This is a genomic window from Meiothermus sp. (assembly GCF_026004075.1).
Classification (GTDB): domain Bacteria; phylum Deinococcota; class Deinococci; order Deinococcales; family Thermaceae; genus Meiothermus.
The window spans coordinates 2,468,351-2,491,336 of sequence record NZ_BPIK01000001.1 but is presented as its reverse complement, the minus strand read 5'-3'; the positions used below and the strand labels follow the sequence as shown (position 1 = coordinate 2,491,336).

Sequence of the window (22,986 nt, the reverse complement as noted above, 5' to 3'; positions counted from 1 at the left end):
ATCACGTTACGAGGATTCTATGGAGCTAAATGTAGGCGTTGTGGGTGTTGGTGTGATGGGGACGTACCACGCTCAGGTATACGCAGGATTGCCGGGGGTTCGGTTGGTGGGGGTGGCCGACCCCGACCCGTTTCGTCAGGCCGCCATCGAGCAGGACCTGGAGGTACCGGCATTTGCCAGCCCGGAAGACCTGCTGGGTAAGGTGCAGGCGGTTTCGATTGCTTCCCCTACCTCTTTTCACTACGAGCAGGCCCGCATGTTTTTGGAGGCCGGGGTACATGTGCTTTTGGAAAAGCCCATGACCCGCACCATGCAAGAGGCGCGGGAGCTGGTGCGGCTGGCCGAAAAACGCGGCGTGGTCTTGCAGGTAGGGCACATCGTACGTTTTTACCGGGCCGTGAACGACCTGATGAACATGGTCAAAACCCCCTGGGTGCTCGAGGCCCGTCGCATAGGCAATAACCGTCGGATACGCGACATTGGGGTGGTACTCGACCTGATGATTCACGACCTGGACCTGGTTCTCCTGCTGCTGCGGGAGAAGCCTTTGCGCTACAGCGTGGTGGGCCGGCAGGTGGAGGGGCTGGATGAGTACGCCCAGGCCGTGGTGGACTTCCCCTCGGGGGCCCGGGCGCTGTTTACCGCGAGTCGAATCTCGCCCCAGGCCGAGCGCTCGCTCACCATCACCCAGCCCGGCGAGGTGCTGCGGCTGGATTTCAACAGCGAGTACACCGAGCTCTCGCTGCACCGCTCGCCGCCTGTGCAACCCGACCCCGACCGCGTCGAGCCCAACGGGCGCACCCAGGTTCAGACCGAGCGCATCGCCATTCACAACGACAACCCCCTGCGGCGCCAGCTTAAGCATTTTGTGGATCGGATTCAGAAAGGGGAACCCTCGCTGGTGACCCTCGAGGACGATCTGCAGGCCCTCGAGCTGGCCCTGGAGCTTTCCAACGCCCTCCAGCCGGTGATGAGCCGCTGAAACCCCTTGGCGGCCCCGGCCCTTTAGTATTAAGCCGTGGACATTTACGAGATTCTCAAGCTCCTGCCGCACCGTTACCCGTTCTTGCTAATTGATCGGGTGCTGGAAGCCGACGAAAAGCGTTTTCGGGCCTTGAAGAACGTTTCGTTTAACGAGCCGCATTTTCAAGGCCATTTTCCTGGCTATCCCATCATGCCCGGGGTGTTGTTGATCGAGGCCATGGCCCAGGGTTCGGTGGCGGTGGTGACCAAACAGCCGGAATTCAAGCCGGGGGGGCTGGTGTTTCTGGTGGGGGTGGAGGAGGCCCGCTTCAAGAAGCCGGTGGTTCCGGGCGACACCCTGATTCTGGAAGGGGAACTGCTAGCCTACCGGCGGGGTTTGGGGAAGGTGAAGGTCGAAGCCAGGGTAGAGGGCGAGTTGCGGGCCGAGGCCACCCTAACCTTTGTGTTGCGCTCCGATACAGGAGGCGCTGTTTCGTGAGCCGGGTTGCCATCCACCCCACCGCGGTGGTTTCCCCCCAAGCCCATCTGGCCCCGGACGTGAAGATTGGCCCGTATGCAGTGGTGGAAGGCCCCTGTGAGATAGGCCCTGGGGTGGAGCTAGGGCCCCATGTGGTCATCCACCCGTATGTGCGGCTGGCCGCCGGGGTTCGGGTGGGGCCCCACTCGGTGCTGGGGGGCCTCCCGCAGGATTTAAGCTTCAAAGGGCAGGAGACCTGGCTCGAGGTCGGGGAAAACACAGTCTTGCGCGAAGGGGTGATCCTGCACCGCTCCACCAAGGAAGAAGCGCCCACCCGGATCGGCGCGGGCTGCTACCTGATGGGCCATGTGCACGTGGGCCACGACGCCCAGGTGGGCGACGGTGTGATTCTGACCCAGGGCGTGGCGGTGGCCGGCCACGTAGAGATTGGCCCTTATGCGGTGGTGGGGGGGCTGGCCGGTATCCATCAGTTTGTGCGGATTGGCACCCGGGCCATGGTAGGGGCCCTCTCCAAGCCCACCCGCGATATCCTGCCCTTTACCCTGGCCGACGGCAGTCCGGCCCGGCACTACCGTCTCAACACGGTGGGGCTGCGCCGGGCCGGCATCCACGGCGAGCGCTACCGGGCCCTCGAGCAAGCCTTCCGGGCGCTGCGCGAGGGCCGCCCCCTCGAGGGCCTGCCCGATACCGAGGAGGTACAGATGCTCAAAGCCTTCCTGGCGGGGCCTTCCAGGCGCCGTCTCTCGGGCTTCGTGCGGGGCGAGCCGGATTTTGAGGTCTGAAGTCGAACCCAAGATGCTGGACGAAATTCTGCTATTGACCAACGGCCCCGGCGAGCTTTCGACCTGGGTGCCGCCTGTGTTGACGCGCCTGCGGCAGCGGGTGCCCGGGGCCCGCATCGAGCTGTTCCTGATCCGCGACCAGTTTGCCGCCGGAACCGAGCAGACCAAGGCCGAAGCACTGCAACTGGACGCCCTCTCGGGCCGCTCCGCGCTTTTCCGCAGGCTCTTGGAGCGCAAGACGGGCCGCCGTGGGCTGGTGCTGATGCTGGGAGGGGCGCCCCGCGACGCGGTGCTGCTGGGCCGGGCCACGGGCTACCCGGCTTTTTCCTACACCTTCGATGCCAAGGCCCATCACCCCGGCTTGCGGGCGGTGCTGGTGGATTCCGAGCGCACCCGGGCGGCCATGCAGGCTCGCGGGGTGAACCCGGCCCGCATCGAGGTGGTGGGCAATCTGGTGGTGGATGCCCTCCAAGAGGCGTCGATAGTGCCTGCCCCCGCCGCCGAGGTGCTGCTGCTGGCCGGTAGCCGCCCTTTTGCGGCCCGCTACCTGCTGGGGTTTTTGCTGGCGGTGGCCGAGCAGATGGCTAAAGCCCGGCCCGACCTGCGGTTTGCCTGGGTCAAGAGCCGCTTGCTGCCGGAGGCGGTGGTGGCCGAGGCGCTGGAAGCAGAGTTGGTGAAAGATCTGGGCGGGGTGGGGGCCCGCTGGGTGGGCGATCGCCTGCAAACCACCGGGGGCCTCGAGGTTCTGGTGCTGGATGAGCCCCAGCGCTATGCGGCCATGCGCTGCGCGCAGCTGGCGATTACCATTCCCGGAACCAACACCCTCGAGCTGGCCCTGGCCGGCCTGCCCTCGCTGGTGCTCTTGCCCTTGCACAAGCCGGAGATGCTACCGCTGGAGGGCTTCTGGCACTGGCTTTTGAGCGGGCCGGGCCTCCGCAGCCTCAAGCAGCGCTTCGTCTGGCGGCTGGTGGCGGGCATGCCCCACCTGGCCCTGCCCAACCTGTGGCTAAACGAGCGGGTTTTCCCCGAGTTGCGCGGGGTTTTTAGCCCGACGGAGGTGGCCTCTGCGGGCCTCGAGCTGCTCGAGCCCCAGCGGGCCCAGGAAGTCCGGGCCCGGCTAAAGCGCCTGGACGCCCGGCCCGGAGCCGATAAGCTGGTGGAGTATGTGCTGGCCCACTGCTGATACCCGGCGACGGCTTAGAAATTCCGGCAGCGGTGAAACTTTTCTTCCATGAACCTTCTCCGGCTACTGCGTCCCTTTTTGCCGCAAATTCTGCTGGCGGCCGGGCTGGCTTTGCTGCCGGCGGCGGCCCAGGCCTGGCTGCCCACCCTGGTGGTCAAGCCGCTGTTCGATCAGGTGCTGTCGGGGCAGTGGGAGCGGCTCGGAGAGGTGCTCCTGGTGGGGGCGGGCCTGCTGGCGGTGCTGGTGGTGAGCGGGTATGTGCTCGAGGCCTTTATAGGCTACCTTTCCCTCAAAATTCCGGCGGTCTGGCGGGAGCGGGTGTTTGAGCGATTGCTGCAAGCCGACCTGATGGCCCTTCCGGCCTCCTCCGGCGGGCTGACCGGGCGGCTGGTGGCCGATCTGAAGGAGCTCGAGGGCTTTTTGTTCTACAGCCTGGGGGGGCTGCTGGTACAGGGGATTCTGCTGCTGGCTCTGCTAGCCCAGCTCTTGTTGCACTACGCCCAGCTCACCCTGTACCTGCTGCTGGTGCTGCCCTTCATGGCCTTGCTGCTGGGCTGGCTTGGGGCCTGGGTGACCCGCTACAGCCGGCGCACCCAGGCCGCTATGGAGCGCCTGGCCGCCCGCATGGCCGAGGGGTTCGGGCGTCTGGAGCTGATCCGGGCCCTGAACTTGCAGGCCTTTGCCCAGGCGCGCTTCCGACACAGCAACCAGCAGCAGTACCGCTTGGGGCGCACCCGCGCCCTGATTGCGGCCCTCAACCTGCCCCTAGGGCAGCTCGCTACCACGCTGCTGCTGGGCCTGCTGCTGGCCCTGGGGGTTGGGGCGGTGCAGCGGGGGCAGATGACCCCCGGCGATCTGACCGCGTTCCTCACCTTGCTGGGGCTGGCGGTGACTCCCCTGCAACTGCTGAGCCGCATCGGCACTGGGTTTGCCCAGGCCGAGGGAGCCGCGGCCCGCCTGGTGGAGCTGCTCGAGCTGCCCCCGGCCCCGGCCATGGGGCAGCTCCGACCCCAGACCCTGGCGGGGGGCCTCGAGCTCTGCAACCTTAGCTTCGCCTACCCCGGTAGCCCGGCCACCCTGCAAAACCTCAACCTGCGCATCGCGCCGGGCTCCTTCACGGCCATTGTGGGCCCCTCGGGGGCGGGCAAGAGCACCCTGCTGCGCTTGCTGCTGGGCCTGTACCGCCCCAGTGCGGGGCAGGTCTTGCTGGATGGCCTCGAGCTACACAGCTACGAGGCGGGGTGGTTGCGGGCCCGCATGGCCTGGGTTCCGCAGGAGCCCCTGCTGTTCGCCGGAACCGTCCAGGAGAACCTGGCCGCGCTGGCCCCTGGCGCCCGCCCGGAAGCCATGCAGCAAGCCCTGGACACCGTGGGCCTGGGCCGGGAAATTGGCCTGCAAACCCCGCTCGAGGACGACGGGGGCGGGCTTTCGGTGGGGCAGCGGCAGCGCCTGGCGATTGCGGCGGCCCTGCTACGGGAGGCCAAAATTCTTTTGCTAGACGAGATTACCAGCGCCCTCGACCGCCACAGCGAGGGGCAGGTGATGGCCGCCCTCGAGGCCGCCCGCCCGGGCCGCACGGTGATTGTGGTGGCGCACCGCCTAGCCACCGTGCAGCACGCCGATCAGATCGTGGTGATGGAAAAGGGCCGGATCGTGCAGGTGGGCAGCCACGCCGAGCTGATGGGTTTGCCCGGCCTCTACGCGGACTTTTGGAAAAGTTGACGATTGAAAGGATGGACGCCATGCAGGAATACCTGAAAAAAGCTCGAGGGGGCCGGGTGGTACAGACCCCCTTTCTGGAGGCCGAGTCGCTGGAGGAACTCCGCCGGCAGGCCCAGCAGGAGGGGCTGCGCCTCGAGGCCTTCGGGGGGTTGCCCATGGCCTCGAGGAAGGTGGCGGTGCTCTTCCCCGAACACATTCCTGCGGTATCCGACCCCACCGTGGTGGTCTTCCTGACCTTCGAGGGCGACCTCGAGGCCCTGGAAGACAGGCTGCGCGCGCTGCTGGAGCCGGGGCTGCTGGGGGATCTCGAGGAGACCCAGGACGGCTTTCTGCTGGCCACCCTTCCCAAAGGCCTCAAAACCCTGCAAGAAGCCGGCCTCCAGGCCAAAGAAGCTGCGCCCGAGCAGTTGCCCAGAACGCGCGAGCGCACCCGCAGCGTGGTGGTGCCCAGCCTGCGGGTGGACGTGGTGGGGGCCAAGGGTTTTGGGGTCTCGCGCACCTACTTTGCCCAGGGGGTCAAGGCCGGCAAGGTCAAACTCCGGGGCAAGACCGCCTCGGCCAAGGACGAGATAACCGAGGGCGACCACCTGATGGCCGAAGGGCTGGGCAGCCTGGTGGTCAAAAAGGTGCTGGGCCAGACCAAGCGCGGCAATGTGAAGCTGGAGCTCGAGGTGCACCGATAGCTACACCAGCTTTTCTTTCAGCCAGGCCGCGATATCGTCGGAGATCTGCTGGGCCAGCGGATCCAGGAGCATATCGTGCTGGCTCTGGTAGACCCGGTATTCCTTATGGGGGCCCCCAATCAGGGCGAAATAGCGGCGCACCGCGGCTTCCGGCACGGTGTCGTCGTGGGCGGCCTCGAGCACCAAAGCCGGGGCCCAGACCCTGGGTAAAAGTTCGGGCACCCGTTGCTGGAGCGCGATTAGCTGGGTCAGGGCCACGGTCGGAAAATTGGGGTAGTTGGGGCTCCGCGCCCGCCGCCGGGCCTCTTCGGCGGGGTCGGTGCTATGGGCCCAGGGTTTGACGTAGTGCAGCAGCGGGGCCAGGTAGGCCAGGCGGTTCTTGAAGCCCAGCGCCGGGGCCAGGGCCACCAGGGCGGCGGTCTTGTGCTCGGCGGCCAGCCAGCCGGCCAGCAGCCCCCCCATCGAGAGGCCCACCACCGCCCTGGGCTCGGGGAGTGCCAGATAGGCTTCTCGAGCGGTCTGGAGCCAGTCCAGCCAGCGCACACCGCGCAGGTCTTCGGGCCGGGTGCCGTGGCCGGGCAGGGTGGGCTGGGCCACGGTAAACCCAGCCTTGCGCAGGGTTTCGGGGAGCGGCCCCATGGTCAGGGTGGGGTGGGAGGTAAAGCCGTGCAAAACCAGAACGTTCGACATGGGCCGGCCCTAGCTTACCGCAGTGCGGCTTACTCCACCACCAGCACCCGAAAATCGTTGAGGTTGTTGGCGGTCTCGCCGGTGATGAGCAACCCCCCCAGGGCCTGGAAAAACCCGTGCGCGTTGTTGTCGTGCAGCAGGGCCTTGAGGTCGAGGCCCTGCTGCTGGGCTCGGCTCCAGGTGTCGGGCGCCAGGATAGCGCCCGCTGCGGGGGTGTTGCCGTCGATGCCATCGGAGTCGGCGGCCAGGGCCCAGACCCCATCCGGGCCCAGGTAAAAGCCCAGCCAGGCCAGAAACTCCTGGTTGCGCCCCCCCTGGCCCGAACCGCGCACCATCACGCTGGCCTCGCCGCCGGAGAGCAGCACCACCGGGGGGCGGAAGGGGTGCCCGTGGGTGCGGATGCTCTGCACCAGGTTGGCGTGAAAGCGGGCCAGCTCGCGGGCCTCGCCCTGGAAGCGGTCGGAGAGGATGACCGCTGGGTAGCCCTGGGCCTGCCAGAAGCGCTGGGCGGCCTCGAGCAGAACCTGGTTGCTGCCAATCAGCCGGTTTTCCACCCGCTGGAAGAGGGCCTGGCCCGGCTTGGGCGACTCGGGCAGGGCACCCTTTGCGCCTTGCTCCAGGTGGGAGCGCACCTCGGGGAAGTCCAGGCCGTACTTGTCGAGCACCGCCAGGGCCTGGGCGAAGGTGGTCTCGTCGGGTACGGTGGGGCCCGAGGCAATCACCGAGAGGTCGTCGCCCGGAACATCCGATAGATACAGGGCGTGGATGCGGGCGGGGGTGGCCGCGGCCAGCCGCCCCCCCTTGATGGCGGAGACGTGCTTTCGCACCGCGTTAATCTCCTGAATGTCGGCCCCCGAGCGCAAAAGGGCCTGGGTCAGGGCCTGTTTGGTGGGGAGGTCAATCCCCCAGGGTGCACACAACAGCGCGCTGCCGCCCCCAGAGACCAGAACCAGCAGAAGATCGCTGGTTTGCAAACGCGAGACGGCCTGGAGGATGGTTTGCGCGGCCCGCATGCTCTGCTCGTCGGGCATGGGGTGGCGGGCCGGTATGATCTGACCACGTTCCGCTTGCGGCCAGTCCCGGCCCGGCTCGGCTTTGGGCACCGCTATAAAGGGCACCTGGGGAAACCGCTCCTGGGCGGCGGCCAGCATGCTCATGGCGGCTTTCCCCACCGAAACGATCAGCGCCGGGGTCTCCTGGGGGAGGTGCTGGGCGGTGAGGTGGGCGGGGTGGGTTTGCTCCAGGGCCTGCCGAAAGCTGGCGATGAGCAGCTCGCGCATAAGAGGCATTTTATCCAGGGTGCGGGGTTGCTTTAGCGGCCCGGAAGGATGGGGCTTTGGGCGTAGGCCCGATCCAGCAGCTCGAGGGTGTGTAGCACCGGAATCTCCCGGCCCAGCTTGCGCAGGTGGCTTTGGATCTGGGTGAAGCAGCCGATGTTGCCGGTGACCACCAGCTCGGCCCCCGTAGCCAGGATGTTACGGGCTTTGCGCTCGCCCAGGGTGGCGGCGATTTCGGGTTGCTCGAGGTTGTAGGTACCCGCCGAGCCACAGCACAGCTCGCCTTCGGGAATTTCCACAAGCTCGAGGCCCGGAATGCTTTTCAGCAGTTGGCGCGGCTCGGCCCGCACCTGCTGGGCGTGGGCCAGGTGGCAGGCGTCGTGGTAGGCCACCTTGAGGGGTCGCTTCAGCGGGGGCACGGCTTTCAGGCCCAGCTCGACCAGGAAAACCGAGACATCCCGGACTTTGGCGGCCATCTGACTGGCCTGGGCCTGCTCGGGTTCCCCGTGGAAGAGCAGGGGGTACTCCTTGAGGCCCGAGCCACAGCCGGCGGCGTTGGTGAGGATGGCATCGAACTCACCGGCAAAGGCACTGAGGTTGGTGCGGGCGAAGCGCAGGGCCCGCGCGCGCTCGCCGGTGTGCATCGCCAGCGCGCCGCAGCAGCCCTGGCCTTTGGGGATCACCACCTCCACCCCGTTGCGGGCCAGCACCCGCAGGGTGGCGTGGTTGAAGTTGGGCTGCAACACCTGCTGGGCACAGCCGGCCAGAAAGGCCACTCGAGCCCGCCGTTCGCCCTCGGCGGGAACCAGCTCGGGCAGGGGCTGGTGTTTGGGCAGTTGGTCGGGGAGCAGCTCGAGCGGGGCTTGCAGCAGGGGCGGCAGCAGCGGCTTGATCGGCTTGCCCAGCCGGCCCAGGGTGGCCGCAGCACGGAAGCGCGAGGGGTAGGGGAGGGTCTCCTGAAGGCCGATGCGAAAGAGCTTCTGGAAAGGGGAGCGGTGGCGCTGGGGCTCGCTCCAGCCCCGGTAGGTGGCGATGAGCTCGCCGTAGGGCACGCCGCTGGGGCAGGCCGTCACGCAGCCCTGGCAGCCCAGGCACTTATCGAGGTAGGGCTGGGCTTCCTCCATGCTCAGGTTGCCCTCCAGCACCTCTTTCATCAGAAAAATCCGCCCTCTGGGGGAGTCCATCTCCTCGCCCAGCACCTGGTAGGTGGGGCAGGCCGGCAGGCAGAAGCCACAGTGCACGCAGGCCTCGATGGCGTGGGCCATGATTTCACCCTGGGGGCCGAGCTTTTCGACGTCAATCTTGTGCTGCATAGGTTTTCCTGGGGTTACTGGGGTGGAGTAGGGCTGAACCGGCCTTGAGGATCGAGGGCGGCGGCCACCCGCTGACCAAAGACCTGTTCCAAGTCTATTCCAATCTGGGGGCGAGCGGTGTGGCCCCTCAGAACCAGACCAGATAAGTTCTGAGATCGTAACAGGGTATCCAACTGGGCCAGCTCGTCGTTCCAGGCCAGGTATAGCAGGTTGCCTGCGCTCATGTACCGGCGGGGGACACTGCCCAGGGCCTGTTCCAGGGCGGGGATCTGCCGGGCAGAGGGGGCTACTTTAACCAGATAACCCGCGCCCAGCTCGAGCCGGTTCAGGTCGCGCCAGTACCGGGCTTCGGCCTCGCCTTGCAGGAGGTCGCCGGCCCTGCCCATAAAGGCTGTGAGCCGCTCCAGCCGGGCCGGAAGGGCTTCGGGCAGGCCCCCCAGGCGGAGGGCCAGGGTGGCGGGGGGCTCGAGGTCGAGGGCGTAGAGCTCGATGGACGAGCCCGCCAGCCGGTAGAGGGCCTCGAGGGCCGCTTCCAGCTTGGGGAAGGCCACCCGCAGGGTGGCGGTGGCTTTGGGGTAGGGGAAGACCTTGAAGGCCAGCTCAGTGAGGAGGCCCAGCCGCCCCAGGCTGCCCACCATCAGCTTGGGCAGGTCGAAGCCAGCGGCGTTCTTGACAACCTTGCCACCTGCTCGCACCAGTTGGCCCGTGCCGTCCACGAACTGCACCCCCAGGATGAAGTCGCGCACCCCCCCATAGCGCTGCCGCATGGGGCCGGAAAGCCCGGCGGCCACCGTGCCCCCCAGGGTGGCCCCCTGTTCCACCAGGGGCGGGTCGAAGGGCAGGTACTGCCCGTGCTGGGCCAGAAGCCGCTCCACCTCGGCCAGGGGGGTTCCGGCCCGGGCTACCAGCACGTACTCGCCGGGGTCGTACTCCTTCACCCCCGAGAGGCCGCGCATCTCCAGAACGGTCTGGTCTTCTGTTGGCGTGGAAAGGGCCGGTTTGCTGCCGCCGCCCCTGGCCCGCACCCGGCTGTGGGCCCGGATGGCCTCCTGCACCTCGGCGGGGCTGGTGGGGTAGAGCACGGTCATGGCAGCCTACTCCCTCGAGATAACCCCGGCCCGCTCCAGGGGGTGGGGCCCGGCCTGGTGCAGCGCAGGGGCTTCGCCGCCGGGGAACATCTTGCCGCGGTTGGAAAGCTCGAGGGGATCGAGGGCCAGACGGATGCGCCGCATGGCGGCCAGGTCGGCCTCGGAGAACATCTCGGGCATGTAGGCTTTCTTCTCCATGCCCACCCCGTGCTCGCCGGTGATGGAGCCGCCCAGGGCCACGCACAGGCGCAGGATCTCCCCCGCCAGCTCCTCGGCCCGCTCGAACTCCCCGGCCACCCGCCCGTTGTAGAGAATCAGGGGGTGCAGGTTGCCATCTCCGGCGTGGAAGACGTTGGCGACCCGCAGGCCATACCGCGCGGAGAGCCGCTCGATCTCGGCCAGGGCCTGGCCCAGCCGGGAGCGGGGAACCACCCCGTCCTGCACGATGTAGTCGGGCGAGAGCCGCCCCACCGCCGAGAAGGCGGCCTTGCGCCCTTTCCAGATTTTCAGGCGCTCCTCGGCGCTCTGGGCCACCCGCACCTCGTAGGCCCCCGAGCGCCGGATGACTTCGTCCAGGTAGCGGGCCTCGGCCTCCACCTGGGGGGTTTCGCCCTCGAGCTCCACGATCAACAGGGCCCGGGCCTCCCTTGGATAACCGGCTTTGACCGCGGCCTCGGCGGCTTCGATCGCCAGCGAGTCCATAATCTCCATCGCGCCGGGCAAAAGCCCGGAGGCCACCACTGCGGCCACCGCGTCGCCGGCTTTCTCCAGCGAGTCGTAGGCGGCCAGCACGGTGTGATAGGTCTCGGGTTTGGGCAAAAGGCGCAGGGTGATCTCGGTGGCGATGCCCAGCAGTCCCTCGCTGCCCACGAACAAGCCCAGCCAGTCGGGGCCGGTGTTTTCCAGGCTCTCGCTGCCCAGCACCACGGTCTCGCCGTCGGGCAGCACCACCTTGGCCGCCAGCACGTGGTTGGAGGTCATGCCGTACTTGAGGCAGTGGGCCCCGCCCGAGTTAAAGGCCAGGTTCCCCCCGATGGTCGAGACCGGCTGGGAGGAGGGGTCGGGGGCGTAGTAAAGGCCATAGGGGGCGGCGGCGTTTGAGACCTGGAGGTTGATAAAGCCCGGCTCTACCACCGCGATGCGTTCCTGTGGATCCAGCCGCAGCAGTTTGTTCATCCTGTTGAGGCCAATCAAAAGCCCCCCATCAATCGGTAGCGAGCCCCCCGAAAGGCTGGTGCCGGAGCCACGGGCCACATAGGGTATCCGGTGCCTGGCACACCAGCGCACCGCGGCCACCACCTCCTCGTGGCTTTCGGGCAGTACCACCGCCAGGGGCCGGGCCCGGAAGGCCGTAAGGGCATCGGACTCGTAAGGGGTCAGTTCGCCGGGTTTGTGCAGCAGGCGACTGGGTGGGAAGAGCTGGGCTAGCTCGTGTAGAGCAGGGCTCATGGAGTGCTCCAGCGGTCGGCCCTGGCCTTTGCATGCCCGGAAGATTTGCAGATGCTTCTAGCTCTAGACTGCATGCAGGCCCCCGTGTGCTTTGAAGCTAGCTGTACTTTGAAATTTTGTCAATATATAAAAATATTTTTTATGTATAAAAAATGGAACAGGAAAATGCGCCAGCGATAGCCTGCCAGTAAAAATTGCTGAATTGCGTACTCCACGGGAATGCCCGGGTCTTTATTTACCATTTGATAAAAGTTTTTTATAAGCTGTAAAAAAAACACTTCCTTACGATTGGACAAATAAAAATCTGCTGTAATGTAAGGCTGATGACAAAGAATAGCCGCCAAATGCCGAATGCCTGGGGCGCTGAAGCCGGGTCTTGTCGGCGATTGGTCCAGAGGAGGCCCCCATGGTTGAAGACCGCGAACTGATTGCCGCCCGTGCCGGGCTATCTGCCGAAGAGCAGATCAGGCTAGAAGACCTCGAGAACCAGGAGTGGCGCGAGAGCCTCGAGTACGTCCTGCGCACTGCCGGACGCGACCGGGTGGCGCAGCTCATGGAGATGCTCGAGAACTACGCCTACCGCAACGGGGTGGTCATCCACGACAAGGTCAACACCCCCTACGTGAACACCATCTCGGTGGAGCACCAGCCCCCCTATCCGGGCGACCTCGAGCTCGAGCAGCGCATCGCCAACATCCTGCGCTGGAACACCATCGCCATCGTGCAGCAGGCCAACAAAAAATCCGACGGTATCGGCGGGCATATCGCCACCTACGCCAGCATTGCCGAGCTGATGGAGATGGGCTTCAACCACTTTTTCCGCGGGCACGATAGCCCCGACCGCGATCTGGTCTTCTACCAGGGGCACATGTCGCCGGGCATCTATGCCCGCAGCTACCTGGAGGGCCGCCTGACCGAGGACGACCTGGGCAAGTTCCGCCGTGAGCTTTTGGGTGGGCCGGGCCGGGGCCTTTCCAGCTACCCCCACCCCTGGCTGATGCCCGACTACTGGGAGTTTCCCACCGTCAGCATGGGGCTGGGGCCCCTGCAGGCCATCTACCAGGCCCGCTTCATGCGCTACCTGGAAGACCGGGGCCTCAAGCCAAAAACCAACGCCAAGGTCTGGGCTTTTCTGGGCGATGGCGAGCAGGACGAGGTCGAAACCCTGGGGGCTTTGCGGGTGGCTGCGAGCGAGGAACTCGACAACCTGATCTTCGTGATCAACGCCAACCTGCAGCGCCTCGACGGGCCGGTGCGGGGTAACTCCAAGGTGATCCAGGAGCTCGAGAGCGTCTACCGGGGCAACGGCTGGAACGTGATCAAGGTGGTCTGGGGCAGCGCCTGGGACGAGCTGTTCGCCAAAGATACCGAAGGTGTGCTGCTCGAGCGCATGGAGCAGCTCGTGGACGGCGAGAGCCAGCGCTACGCGGCCTACGGCGGCAAGGAGCTGCGCGAGAAGTTCTTTAACACCCCCGCCCTCAAAAAACTGATTGAGGGCCTGAGCGACGAAGACCTCGACCGCCTGACCCTTTCGCGCGGGGGCCACGACAACCGCAAGATCTACGCTGCCTATAAAGCCGCTATGGAGCACCGCGGCTCACCCACCGTCATCATCGCCCGCACGGTTAAGGGCTACTGCCTGGGCCCCACCGCCCAGGCCAAGAACGTGGCCCACCAGGTCAAGAAGCTCACCCTGGAAGACCTGCGGGAGGCGCGGGATCACCTGGGTATTCCCATCCCCGACGAAGAGCTGGAGAAAACCCCCTTCTACCACCCCGGCAAAGACTCGCCGGAGGTCAGGTACATGCTCGAGCGCCGTAAAGCCCTGGGCGGCCTGATTCCCGAGCGGCGGGTGCGCGAATACCGGCTCAAAACCCCCGATCTGGCCTTCTTCGAGGAGTTCCTGGCAGGCTCCGGCGGGCGCGAAATCTCCACCACCATGGCCTTCGTGCGGATGCTGACCAAGCTGGTGCGCCACCCCGAGGTGGGCAAATACATCGTGCCCATCGTGCCCGACGAGGCCCGTACCTTTGGCATGGAAGGGGTGATCAGCACGGTGGGCATCTACTCGCCCAAGGGCCAGCTCTACACCCCGGTGGACGCCGGCACCGTGACCGTCTACCGTGAGTCCGAGACCGGCCAACTGCTGCAGGAGGGCATCAACGAGGCCGGGGCCATGAGCAGCTTCATCGCCGCCGGAACCGCCTACGCCCACCACGGCATTCCCACCATTCCCTTTTACATCTACTACTCGATGTTTGGCCTCCAGCGGGTGGGTGATCTGGTCTGGGCTGCCGGCGACCAGCGCACCAAGGGCTTTTTGCTAGGGGCTACGGCGGGCCGCACCACCCTGAACGGCGAGGGTCTGCAACACGAAGACGGCCACTCTCACGTGCTGGCCCTGCCGGTGCCCAACATGCCGGCCTACGACCCGGCCTTTGCCTACGAGCTGGCGGTGATCCTGCAGGATGGGATGAAACGCATGTACCAGGACGGTGAGGACATCTTCTACTACATCACCCTGATGAACGAGAACTATGTCCAGCCGGCCATGCCCGAGCCGCGCGAGGAAACCCGCCAGGGCATCCTGAAGGGCCTGTATTTGTTCAAGAAAAGTGAGCTTAAGAAGCCCAAGGCCAGGGTGCAGCTCCTGGGCAGCGGCACCATCCTGAACGAGGTGATCAAAGCGGCGGAGATGCTCGAGCGCGACTACGGCATCGCGGCCGATGTCTGGAGTGCTACCAGCTACAAGGCCCTCTACTACGATGCCATCGAGGTGGCCCGCCACAACCGCCTTAACCCTGGTAGCAAAGCCAGGCTGCCCTATGTGGCCCAGTGCCTGAACCCCACCGAAGGCCCCATTGTGGCAGCCTCCGATTACATGAAGGTTCTGCCCGCAATGGTCTCAGGCTTCCTGAACCGCCCCATCCACAGTCTGGGCACCGACGGCTTCGGGCGCTCCGAGACCCGCGAAGCCTTGCGCGACTTCTTCGAAGTGGACGCCAGGCACGTACTGATAACAGCTCTTTCGGCGTTGCGCGGTGAGGGTAAGGTCAGCGCCAGTACCTTTACCGAAGCCATCAAGAAGCTCGGCATTGACCCCAAGCGGGAGCATCCGCACAAACGCTAAATGTTGGACTGTTGGCGCGATATACGGGAGCAAACATGGCTGAATTGAAACTACCCGATCTGGGCGATAACGTAACCTCCGCTGTGGTGGTGGGGGTGCTGATCAAAGAAGGCGATACCATTGCGGCAGGCCAGCCGGTGTTGGAGCTGGAAACCGATAAAGCCGTGATGGAAGCCCCTGCTTCCGAGGGCGGCACGGTTTCCAAGGTTTTGGTCAAACCCGGCGACGAGGTTAAGAGCGGACAGGTAATTGCGGTGCTGGGGGATGCCGCCTCCAGCGCAGAGAAGCAGGAACTCAAAAAGGAGCCGGAACGCAAAGAGGAAAAAGCCGCGCCAGCGCCTGCCCCCTCACCAGCACCCGCAGCCACCCCATCCGCTCCTGCGGCGGCGCCCCGCCCGCCGGTTCCGCCGGCACCGGCGGGCCAGCGCAGGCTGATTCCGGCGGCCCCCAGCGTGCGCAGGCTGGCGCGGGAGATGGGCATTAACCTGCTGGAAGTGGTGGGCAGCGGCCCGGCCTACCGCATCTCGGAAAACGATCTCAAGCGTTTTGCGGCGGGGGAAGCTCCGGCGGTTTCGGCGCCACAGCCCTCCAGCACACCTGCGCCTGCCCTGCCCGATTTCAGCAAGTTTGGCCCGGTGCGCCGCGAGGCCATGTCGGGGGTTCGCCGGGCCACCGTGCGTAGCATGGCCCAGGCCTGGAGCACCATCCCCATGGTTACCCAGTTCGACAAGGCCGACATCACCGAGATGGAGGCCCTGCGCAAGCGGATGGCCCCCAGGGCCGAGCAACGGGGGGCCAAGGTCACCATGACCGCCATCCTGCTTAAAATAGCTGCGGCGGCCCTCAAGCAGTTCCCCAAGTTCAACGCCTCGATTGATACGGCTACCAACGAGATAATCTACAAAGATTACATCCACATCGGAGTGGCGGTGGACACCCCCACGGGCCTGCTGGTGCCGGTGGTGCGCGACGTGGACAAGAAGGGGGTGATAGCCCTGGCTAAAGAGCTGGGCGAGATTGCCGCCAAAGCCCGCGACCGCAAGCTGACCCCGGAGGAGATGCAAGGGGCTACCTTTACCATCTCCAACCTGGGCGGTATTGGTGGCACGGGCTTTACCCCCATTGTTAACTGGCCTGAGGTGGCTATTATGGGTGTCTCGCGCAGCAGCATGGAGCCGGTGTGGAATGCTGAGAAAGGCACTTTTGAACCGCGCAACATGATGCCCTTCTCGCTTTCCTACGACCACCGCCTGATTGACGGGGCCGACGCGGCCCGCTTCTGCCGCTTTGTGGCCGAGCTGCTGGAGGATCCCTTCTTGCTGGGGTTTGAAGGATAGGCGTACCCTTTGTGCAGTTTGCAGACAAAGGATTTGGTAAGTCCCCGTCCTGGCTTTGTCAGGACGGGGTAGTGCTAGATGCCCCGGACGGCGGGGTGATGTGCTCGAGCACCCTTTGCACCACCCCGTCGAGGTCGAGGTAGCTGGTGTCCAGGATAATGGCATCCTTGGCCGGGGCGCTCTGGCGTTTGTCGGCCTCGTCGCGCCGGATGATTTCGGCCAGCACCGTGTCGAAGGCGGCGCCCCGCTCGGGGACGCGGCGCTGGGCCCGTACCTCGGGGTTGGCGGTGAGATAGAACTTGTAGCGGGCCTGGGGAAACACCGTGCTGCCCATGTCGCGCCCGTCCACCACGAAAGGGGGCGGAATCTGGCGCAGCACCTGGTTGACGTATTCCCGGATGGCGGGGCGCACGGCTACCGCCGAAACAACCTGGTCTACCTCGAGGCTGTGCAAGGCCTCGCTCACCTCGTGGCCGTCCAGAAAAACCAGGTTCTGGGTGGCAGTGGGCTGGAGCTCGAGGCGGTGCTTTGCCAAGCGCGTCTCTATCTCCTCGGCAGAAACGTTCTCGAGCAAGCACATCAGGGCCACCGCCCGGTACAGCAGGCCGCTGGAGATGTAGGGAATGCCCAGACGCTGGGCCACCAGTTTGGCCACGCTGGTTTTGCCCGAGGCGGAGGGGCCGTCTATGGTGATGATCTCAGTCATGCGGTGGTGGGGTTGCTGGTCTTGTGCGGTGTTCAAGGCTAAAATCCTTACTTGTTACCTGCGAGTCGTTCTAAATCTTCCCAGAAGCTCGGGAAGCTGATGCTGGCCCACTCGGCATCCTGCACTGTGACCCCTTTGGGTAGGCCGCAGACCGCAAAGGCCATGGCGATGCGGTGGTCGTGGAAGGGTTCAACCAGGCCGCCCCCCGCCACGCGGCCGCCGCGAATCCGCAGCCAGTCGGGGCCTACCTCGACCGGCACGCCCAGGTTTTGCAGGTTTTTGGCGATGGCCGCCACCCGGTCGGACTCCTTGACCCGCAGCTCCTCGAGGCCCGGAATATAGGTCTCGCCCTCGGCCCAGGCCGCCGCCGCCGCCAGGATGGGCACCTCGTCCACCATTAGTGGGATGAGTTGGGGGTCTACCGCCACACCCCGGAGCTGGGAGGAACGGGCCCGGATCCAGCCCACCGGCTCGCCGTCCTGCCCCTCGGTCACTTCCCAGCTCAGGTCGGCCCCCATCTCTTTGAGCACCGTGAGCAGCCCGGTGCGGGTGGGGTTGAGGCCCACACCCTCCAAGGTCACCTCGGAATCGGGGGTGATCAGGGCAGCCACAATAAAAAAGGCCGCGCTGCTAAAGTCGCCGGGTACGGTCAGATCTTTGGCGGCGAAGGGTTCGGCCCGGCGGGTGCGAATCAGGCGTCCTTCCACCTCGATCGGCAGGCCGTAGTGCCTGAAGACCCGCTCGGTGTGGTCGCGGGTGGGGGCCGGCTCCAGCACCTCGGTGTCTTCTTCGGCAAAAAGCCCCGCCAGCAGAAGGGCACTCTTGACCTGGGCGCTGGCTACCGGCAGCTCGTAGTGGATGCCCCGCAGCCCGCCGCCCCGGATAGCTAAGGGGGCCAGCCTGCCGTTCTCGCGGCCTTCGATGCGGGCACCCATCTGCCGCAAGGGGAGGGTCACCCGGCCCATGGGCCGCCGCCGGAGCGAGGCATCGCCAGTGAGCACCGCGAAAATTTCCTGCCCCGACAAAAGCCCCGCCACCAGCCGCATCAGGGTGCCGGCGTTGCCGCAGTCGAGCACGTCGCCGGGTTCTTTGAGCCGAAGGCCCACCCCCTTGATGTGAAAATGCTCGCCCTGCTCGGTAATTTCGGCCCCAAGCTGGCGCATCACCTGCGCGGTGGAGAGGGTGTCGCCGGCCTTAAGCGGGTAGTAGAGGGTGCTTTCGCCCTGGGCCAGCGTGCCCAGCATAAGGCCGCGGTGGGTGACCGACTTGTCGCCGGGAACGCGAAGGGTGCCCTTGAGGGAGGGGGTGGGGGAGATGAGCCGTTCCATAAGTCCAACCGGGATTATAGCCTGTACGCGCAACCGGCCCGAGATATTGGGGCGTTGATTTTTTCCGCTGTGAGGAGGGGAGTTGGCGAATAGCGTACTCACTTGGCCGGGCGATTTGCCGTTATAGTGAGATGCTATGGACGCTGCACACAACGCCCCCGAGCCCCGCTACTGGGAGAAGATTCGAACCGTGGCCGACACCTTGCGCGAGCTCGAGGGCCCCATCATCGTGGTCTCGCACGTAGACCCCGATGGCGATGCCATTGGCTCGTCGCTGGGGCTCTTTCGAGCCCTCAGAGCCCTGGATAAAAATGTGACCTGGATTGCCAACCCCCCGCGTTTCCTGCGGTTTTTGGTGCGGGAAGACGAGTACAGCGACCCCATCCAGCAGGTGCCGGAGGGGGCCACCCTGGTGGTGCTGGACTCGGCGGAGCCCAGCCGGGTGGCGGGCGCGCCGGTGGAGGGATTCGTGATCAACATTGACCACCACGGCACCAACCCGCGCTTTGGCTACCTTTCGGTGGTGGATCCCTCCAAGGCTGCCACCGCCCAGATCGTCAAAGACCTGATTGATGCGCTGGGGGTCACCTGGACACCCGAGATTGCCACCCCGGTGCTGACCGGCCTGATCACCGACACCGGCAACTTTCGCTTTGCCAACACCACCCCCGAGGTGCTGCACACCGCCGCCGAGCTGGTGGGGCACGGGGTGCAACTGGCCGAGCTGACCGACCGCCTGCAGTGGCGGCCGGTGGGCTACTTCAAGGTGATGGGGGCGGTGCTTTCCACGGTGGAGTTTCACTTTGGGGGGCTGCTGGTGACGGCCCATATGCCCCCCGGGATTAACGAGGAAGACTCCGACGACTTTGTGGGTATCATCCGCTACGCCGAAGGCAGCCAGATTGCGGTTTTTCTGCGCGAACGCGAGGAAGGTGTGAAAATCAGCATTCGCAGCCGTGGGGGGGTCTCGGCCCAGGCGGTGGCGGTCAAGCTGGGCGGTGGAGGCCATGTGCCGGCGGCGGGGGCCACCCTGCGGGGGGTGACGCTGGAGGAGGCCTACCGAAAGGTGCTGGCGACGGTGGAGGAGGAGCTCCGGCGGGTGGGCTACCTGTAGCTTGACGACGCTTCTCCCAGCCCATACCATTGCATAGAACCTTACCCACCCAGGGTAAGCAGTTCTTCTATCCAGAGCAGCGGAGGGAACGGCCCGATGAAGCTGCGGCAACCTGCGGGGGTAATCGCCCATTACCGAGAAACCCCCGCGCTTGGTGCCAAATCCGCCCCGGTGTCGCTAGGCACAGCAAAGGCACCAGGGGAAAGATGGAAGAAGGGAACAAAGCCCTTCTTCGTGCAGGACAGAAGGAGGGTAGATGGAGTTTTCTAGTCTGGCTGTTTTGAGTGGGCTTCCCCCACAAGATCCCCATAACGCGGTGGGCGTGCCGATCTATGCGACGGCGGCCTATGGTTTCGCCGACCTGGAGGACGGCGCCCACAAGTTTGCCACCAACCAGGGCTACACCTATACCCGCCTCCAGAACCCCACGGTGGCGGCCCTCGAGGCCCGCCTCACCGCCCTGGAAGGGGCTTTGGGGGCGGTCTGCCTGGCCTCGGGGCAGGCCGCCAGCTTTGCCAGCCTGCTGGCCCTGGTGCGCGCGGGCGACGAGGTGATAGCCAGCCCCGGCTTGTTTGGCGGCACGGTGGGCCTTTTGAACCAGGTGTTTGGCCTGATGGGGGTGCGGGTGCACTTTGTGGCGCCCGAAGTGGCGGCGGTGCAGGCGGCTTTGAACGAGAAGACCCGGGCGGTTTTCGTGGAGGTGCTGGGCAACCCCTCGCTCGAGCTCCCCGACCTGCAAGGGCTGGCCGGGCTGTGCGAGGCCCACCGGGTGGCCCTGGTGGTGGACAACACCTTTGGCGCGGTGGGGGCCCTGGCCCGCCCCCTGGAGCACGGGGCGCACGTGGTGGTGCACAGCTTAACCAAGTGGGCCAGCGGCCACGGCTCAATTCTGGGGGGTGCGGTGCTCTCGCGGGAAACCGCCCTCTGGCAGCATTACCCGCAGTTCACCAGCCCCGATGCCCAGGGCAAAATCCCCTGGGAGCAGTTTGGGGCGCGGTGTTTCCTGGAGCGGGTGCGCCAGTTGGGGCTCTCGCTGGGCGGGATGGTGCTCTCGCCCTTCAACGCCTATTTGCTTTTTCAGGGCCTCGAGACCCTGGCGCTGCGCATCGAGCGGGCCAGCCAGACCGCCCTGACCCTGGCCCGCTGGCTCGAGTCCCAGCCCCAGGTGGCCTGGGTGCGCTACCCCGGCCTGCCCACCGACCCGGCCCACCCCCGGGCCGCCCAGTACCTGCGCGGGGGGTTTGGCAGCATCCTGACCTTTGGCATCCGGGGAGGGCTCGAGGGGGCCAGCCGCTTCCTTGCCAACCTGAAGATCATCCAGGCGCCCAACGTGGGGGATGCCCGCACCCTGGCGGTGCACCCCTGGACCACCACCCACAGCCGCATCCCCGAGGCAGCCCGCCGGGCGGCGGGGGTGGGCCCGGAGACCATCCGCCTTTCGGTGGGCCTCGAGAGCCCCCAGGACCTCCAGCAGATGCTCCTGGAGGCGTTGGCCAGTGTGGAGCAGGTGGGCCATGAAGATTAGCACCCTGCTGCAAAGCGGCCGACCGCTTTTCTCCTTCGAGTTCTTTCCGCCCAAAACCCCCCAGGGCGAGGCCGCCCTGTTCCGCACCCTGCACGAGTTAAAGCCCCTGAAGCCCGCCTTTGTCTCTATCACCTATGGGGCCGGGGGCAGCGAGCGCAACAAAACCGCCGAGTGGGCCGCCCGCATCCAGAACGAGGTGGGGCTGCCGGCCATGGCCCATCTGACCTGCGTGGGCAGCACCCGCGAGGAACTGCTGGCCCGCCTGCACGAGTATGCCCAGGCGGGGGTGGAGAACATCATGGCGCTGCGGGGCGACCCCCCCCACGGGGCACGGGAATTCCAGCCGGTGGCCGGGGGTTTCCGCTACGCCTCCGAACTCGTGGCCCTGATCCGGGCCGAGTTTGGCGATCGCTTCGCGGTGGCTGGGGGCGGCTACCCCGAGGGACACCCAGAGGCGGTGAGCCTCGAGGCCGACCTGCGCCACCTGAAGCAAAAGGTGGAGGCCGGTCTCGACTTCGTGGTCACCCAGCTTTTCTTCAACAACGCGCTTTACTTTGGCTTCGTGGAGCGGGCTCGCCGCATTGGGATTCGGGTGCCCATCGTGCCGGGCCTGATGCCCATCACCGACCTGGCCCAGGTGCGCCGATTCATGGATCTGTGCGGGGCCAGCATCCCAGGGCCGCTGCTCTCGCGCCTCGAGCGCGCCCAAAGCCCCGAGGAGGTGCTGGAGATCGGGGTTGAGCACACCACCCGCCAGGCCCAGGAGCTGCTCGAGGCCGGGGTTCCGGGCCTGCACCTCTACACCCTCAACAAATCGCCAGCCACCCGGCGGGTCATGCAAAACCTGCAGATAGTTCTGAGGTGATCTTTCTCCAAAGTCTATTTGGGAGCAAAATGGAGGGGCATGCAAACCTCGGCGACGGCTCCAGCTACCCAAAACCTAACCCGCCTCGGTGCTGGTTCGCGGGTGCTTATGCGCGGTTTGCTCTTTACTCCCTCCATCCCGCGTTACGCGGCCGCCAAGCTGTTGGGTAAGCGCTACCCGGCCCGGGCGCTTTCCTTGCAGCTAGCCACCCTACCCGAACCCGAACGGCCCGCGGGTTTTGAGCGCCTCAAGGTGCGGCTATCGGGCATTTGCGGGAGTGATCTGGCCCTGCTCTACGGCAAACAGGCCCCCACCCTTTCCGGGATGTTCTCCTTCCCGGCGATCCTGGGGCACGAGATTCTAGCCGAGCTGGGGGGGGTGCGGGTGGCGGTCAATCCGGTGCTGGCCTGCCTCGAGCGCGGCCTGCCGGACTGTCCGGCCTGTGCCCGGGGCGACGATCACCTCTGCCTCAACGTGGCCGAAGGCAACTTTGGCCCCGGTATGCTGGGCTTTTGCAAAGACCTGGGGGGCGGCTGGGCCCAGCGTATGGTGGCCCACCGCGAACGCATCTTTCCCATTGCCGAAAGCGTGCCCGACGAGCGCGCCGTACTCACTGAACCTGCAGCGGTGGTGCTGCACGGACTGCGGCAGGCCTGGGGCGAAAGCAAACCCCGCACCAAGCCAGAAATCCATCACATGAATTGGCGCATGAACTGGCCTGCTCAGGTACTGGTCATTGGGGCCGGAACCATCGGTCTGCTGGCCGTCAAAATGCTGCGGGTGCTGGGGTTTGAGGGGCCTTTGTGGGCGGTGGCTCGCCATCCCCGCCAGGCCGAGTTAGCACGGCAGTTTGGCGCTAATCAGGTTTTTCCCTCCACCCAGGCGGCTCAACAAGCGGCCGGAGGCCGGCGTTACCGGGGTATTTTGGGGGCCACCTCCTGGCGGGGCGGTTTTGAGGGGGTGGTGGAGGCCTCGGGTTCCCCCAGGGGTTTACAGGAGGCTAGCTGGGCTGTGCAGGAAGGGGGGCGGGTCTTGCTGCTGGGGGCCCCGGCCACCGCCTTGCACGACTTTTCGCCCTACTGGTTCCGCGAGGTGAGGCTGGTGGGCAGCTATGCCTATAGCTGGGACGACTTCGCCGAGGCGGTCAGGCTGCTGCCCGAGATGGAGGGTGTGGAGGCCATGGTCACCCACAAATTTGGCCTCGAGGCCTGGCCCGAGGCCATCAAAACCGCGGCCACCCGGCGGGGCATCAAGGTGGTGTTCAAACCGTAACTGCTTCCGCGGTGCCCGCTTGTCTTCGAGGCCGCCTTTTTTCTGTGTGGGGTTTTGCGC

19 protein-coding genes and 1 riboswitch are annotated in these 22,986 nt (G+C 65.9%); of the genes, 12 read left to right on the top strand and 7 right to left on the bottom strand.

Annotation, left to right across the window (positions count from 1 at the left end; all coding sequences use genetic code 11):
• The first annotated feature begins 19 nt into the window (after positions 1 to 19).
• The 6 genes from Q0X18_RS12175 to Q0X18_RS12150 are packed head-to-tail and all read left to right on the top strand — an operon-like array spanning position 20 to position 5,832.
• On the top strand, positions 20 to 982 hold the full coding sequence (locus tag Q0X18_RS12175; protein WP_297562846.1) for a Gfo/Idh/MocA family protein: 963 nt from the start codon (positions 20 to 22) through the stop codon (positions 980 to 982).
• A 36-nt stretch (positions 983 to 1,018) separates the two neighbouring features.
• A complete protein-coding gene (gene fabZ / locus Q0X18_RS12170) occupies positions 1,019 to 1,462 on the top strand; it encodes a 3-hydroxyacyl-ACP dehydratase FabZ (RefSeq protein ID WP_297562844.1) in 444 nt (147 codons plus the stop codon).
• Positions 1,459 to 2,244, top strand: coding sequence for an acyl-ACP--UDP-N-acetylglucosamine O-acyltransferase (gene lpxA / locus Q0X18_RS12165; protein WP_297562842.1), 786 nt, complete (start codon positions 1,459 to 1,461; stop codon positions 2,242 to 2,244). The genes fabZ and lpxA overlap by 4 nt, the downstream gene beginning before the upstream one ends.
• Positions 2,234 to 3,427 carry a sugar synthetase gene (locus tag Q0X18_RS12160; protein ID WP_297562839.1) on the top strand — a complete coding sequence of 398 codons (1,194 nt, stop codon included), beginning with the start codon at positions 2,234 to 2,236 and terminating at the stop codon, positions 3,425 to 3,427. The genes lpxA and Q0X18_RS12160 overlap by 11 nt, the downstream gene beginning before the upstream one ends.
• Before the next feature lie 48 nt (positions 3,428 to 3,475).
• Positions 3,476 to 5,149 carry an ABC transporter ATP-binding protein gene (locus Q0X18_RS12155; protein ID WP_297562836.1) on the top strand — a complete coding sequence of 558 codons (1,674 nt, stop codon included), beginning with the start codon at positions 3,476 to 3,478 and terminating at the stop codon, positions 5,147 to 5,149.
• Positions 5,150 to 5,160: 11 nt separating this feature from the next.
• Entirely contained in the window at positions 5,161 to 5,832 is a 672-nt protein-coding gene (locus Q0X18_RS12150) for an RNA-binding protein (RefSeq protein WP_297563086.1), read from the top strand.
• Here the strand turns inward: Q0X18_RS12150 and Q0X18_RS12145 are convergent, their stop codons facing one another.
• The 5 genes from Q0X18_RS12145 to Q0X18_RS12125 are packed head-to-tail and all read right to left on the bottom strand — an operon-like array spanning position 5,833 to position 11,649.
• The gene (locus Q0X18_RS12145; protein ID WP_297562832.1) at positions 5,833 to 6,522 is read right to left on the bottom strand and encodes a carboxylesterase; all 690 of its coding nucleotides are present in this window, start codon (positions 6,520 to 6,522) and stop codon (positions 5,833 to 5,835) included.
• A gap of 29 nt (positions 6,523 to 6,551) precedes the next feature.
• On the bottom strand, positions 6,552 to 7,802 hold the full coding sequence (locus Q0X18_RS12140; protein ID WP_297562829.1) for a glycerate kinase: 1,251 nt from the start codon (positions 7,800 to 7,802) through the stop codon (positions 6,552 to 6,554).
• 32 nt (positions 7,803 to 7,834) lie between these two features.
• Positions 7,835 to 9,112 (bottom strand): glycolate oxidase subunit GlcF, encoded by a 1,278-nt coding sequence (glcF, locus tag Q0X18_RS12135; RefSeq protein WP_297562826.1) that lies wholly within the window; start codon positions 9,110 to 9,112, stop codon positions 7,835 to 7,837.
• 14 nt (positions 9,113 to 9,126) lie between these two features.
• Positions 9,127 to 10,200, bottom strand: a complete 1,074-nt coding sequence (locus Q0X18_RS12130; RefSeq protein ID WP_297562822.1) for an FAD-binding protein — start codon at positions 10,198 to 10,200, stop codon at positions 9,127 to 9,129.
• A gap of 6 nt (positions 10,201 to 10,206) precedes the next feature.
• The gene (locus tag Q0X18_RS12125; RefSeq protein ID WP_297562819.1) at positions 10,207 to 11,649 is read right to left on the bottom strand and encodes an FAD-linked oxidase C-terminal domain-containing protein; all 1,443 of its coding nucleotides are present in this window, start codon (positions 11,647 to 11,649) and stop codon (positions 10,207 to 10,209) included.
• A 406-nt stretch (positions 11,650 to 12,055) separates the two neighbouring features.
• Between Q0X18_RS12125 and aceE the strand changes: the two genes are divergently transcribed.
• Positions 12,056 to 14,779 carry a pyruvate dehydrogenase (acetyl-transferring), homodimeric type gene (gene aceE / locus Q0X18_RS12120; RefSeq protein ID WP_297562815.1) on the top strand — a complete coding sequence of 908 codons (2,724 nt, stop codon included), beginning with the start codon at positions 12,056 to 12,058 and terminating at the stop codon, positions 14,777 to 14,779.
• A gap of 35 nt (positions 14,780 to 14,814) precedes the next feature.
• Positions 14,815 to 16,116, top strand: a complete 1,302-nt coding sequence (locus Q0X18_RS12115) for a 2-oxo acid dehydrogenase subunit E2 (protein WP_297562813.1) — start codon at positions 14,815 to 14,817, stop codon at positions 16,114 to 16,116.
• 58 nt (positions 16,117 to 16,174) lie between these two features.
• On the opposite strand, the gene cmk is transcribed toward Q0X18_RS12115, so the two are convergent.
• Positions 16,175 to 16,822, bottom strand: a complete 648-nt coding sequence (gene cmk / locus Q0X18_RS12110) for a (d)CMP kinase (protein WP_297563084.1) — start codon at positions 16,820 to 16,822, stop codon at positions 16,175 to 16,177.
• Positions 16,823 to 16,869: 47 nt separating this feature from the next.
• The gene (aroA, locus tag Q0X18_RS12105; protein WP_297562810.1) at positions 16,870 to 18,150 is read right to left on the bottom strand and encodes a 3-phosphoshikimate 1-carboxyvinyltransferase; all 1,281 of its coding nucleotides are present in this window, start codon (positions 18,148 to 18,150) and stop codon (positions 16,870 to 16,872) included.
• Between the two features lie 136 nt (positions 18,151 to 18,286).
• Here aroA and Q0X18_RS12100 point away from each other — a divergent pair, with 136 nt between their 5' ends.
• The 4 genes from Q0X18_RS12100 to Q0X18_RS12085 all read left to right on the top strand — a co-directional run bounded on the left by Q0X18_RS12100 (position 18,287) and on the right by Q0X18_RS12085 (position 22,926).
• Entirely contained in the window at positions 18,287 to 19,264 is a 978-nt protein-coding gene (locus Q0X18_RS12100) for a bifunctional oligoribonuclease/PAP phosphatase NrnA (protein WP_297562807.1), read from the top strand.
• 64 nt (positions 19,265 to 19,328) lie between these two features.
• A riboswitch (SAM riboswitch) is annotated at positions 19,329 to 19,477 on the top strand.
• 43 nt (positions 19,478 to 19,520) lie between these two features.
• A complete protein-coding gene (locus Q0X18_RS12095) occupies positions 19,521 to 20,789 on the top strand; it encodes an O-acetylhomoserine aminocarboxypropyltransferase/cysteine synthase family protein (protein WP_297562805.1) in 1,269 nt (422 codons plus the stop codon).
• The gene (gene metF / locus Q0X18_RS12090) at positions 20,779 to 21,654 is read left to right on the top strand and encodes a methylenetetrahydrofolate reductase [NAD(P)H] (RefSeq protein ID WP_297562803.1); all 876 of its coding nucleotides are present in this window, start codon (positions 20,779 to 20,781) and stop codon (positions 21,652 to 21,654) included. The genes Q0X18_RS12095 and metF overlap by 11 nt, the downstream gene beginning before the upstream one ends.
• A gap of 108 nt (positions 21,655 to 21,762) precedes the next feature.
• Positions 21,763 to 22,926, top strand: a complete 1,164-nt coding sequence (locus tag Q0X18_RS12085) for a zinc-binding dehydrogenase (protein ID WP_297563082.1) — start codon at positions 21,763 to 21,765, stop codon at positions 22,924 to 22,926.
• Positions 22,927 to 22,986 lie beyond the last annotated feature (60 nt).

Excerpts from the sequence above, each read along its gene's own strand:
- Q0X18_RS12175 (WP_297562846.1), top strand. The coding sequence starts at position 20 with ATGGAGCTAAATGTAGGCGTTGTGGGTGTTGGTGTGATGGGGACGTAC.
- Q0X18_RS12155 (WP_297562836.1), top strand. The coding sequence starts at position 3,476 with ATGAACCTTCTCCGGCTACTGCGTCCCTTTTTGCCGCAAATTCTGCTG.
- Q0X18_RS12150 (WP_297563086.1), top strand. The coding sequence starts at position 5,161 with ATGGACGCCATGCAGGAATACCTGAAAAAAGCTCGAGGGGGCCGGGTG.
- Q0X18_RS12145 (WP_297562832.1), bottom strand. The coding sequence starts at position 6,522 with ATGTCGAACGTTCTGGTTTTGCACGGCTTTACCTCCCACCCCACCCTG.
- Q0X18_RS12140 (WP_297562829.1), bottom strand. The coding sequence starts at position 7,802 with ATGCGCGAGCTGCTCATCGCCAGCTTTCGGCAGGCCCTGGAGCAAACC.
- glcF (WP_297562826.1), bottom strand. The coding sequence starts at position 9,112 with ATGCAGCACAAGATTGACGTCGAAAAGCTCGGCCCCCAGGGTGAAATC.
- Q0X18_RS12130 (WP_297562822.1), bottom strand. The coding sequence starts at position 10,200 with ATGACCGTGCTCTACCCCACCAGCCCCGCCGAGGTGCAGGAGGCCATC.
- Q0X18_RS12125 (WP_297562819.1), bottom strand. The coding sequence starts at position 11,649 with ATGAGCCCTGCTCTACACGAGCTAGCCCAGCTCTTCCCACCCAGTCGC.
- aceE (WP_297562815.1), top strand. The coding sequence starts at position 12,056 with ATGGTTGAAGACCGCGAACTGATTGCCGCCCGTGCCGGGCTATCTGCC.
- Q0X18_RS12115 (WP_297562813.1), top strand. The coding sequence starts at position 14,815 with ATGGCTGAATTGAAACTACCCGATCTGGGCGATAACGTAACCTCCGCT.
- cmk (WP_297563084.1), bottom strand. The coding sequence starts at position 16,822 with ATGACTGAGATCATCACCATAGACGGCCCCTCCGCCTCGGGCAAAACC.
- aroA (WP_297562810.1), bottom strand. The coding sequence starts at position 18,150 with ATGGAACGGCTCATCTCCCCCACCCCCTCCCTCAAGGGCACCCTTCGC.
- Q0X18_RS12100 (WP_297562807.1), top strand. The coding sequence starts at position 18,287 with ATGGACGCTGCACACAACGCCCCCGAGCCCCGCTACTGGGAGAAGATT.
- Q0X18_RS12095 (WP_297562805.1), top strand. The coding sequence starts at position 19,521 with ATGGAGTTTTCTAGTCTGGCTGTTTTGAGTGGGCTTCCCCCACAAGAT.
- metF (WP_297562803.1), top strand. The coding sequence starts at position 20,779 with ATGAAGATTAGCACCCTGCTGCAAAGCGGCCGACCGCTTTTCTCCTTC.
- Q0X18_RS12085 (WP_297563082.1), top strand. The coding sequence starts at position 21,763 with ATGCGCGGTTTGCTCTTTACTCCCTCCATCCCGCGTTACGCGGCCGCC.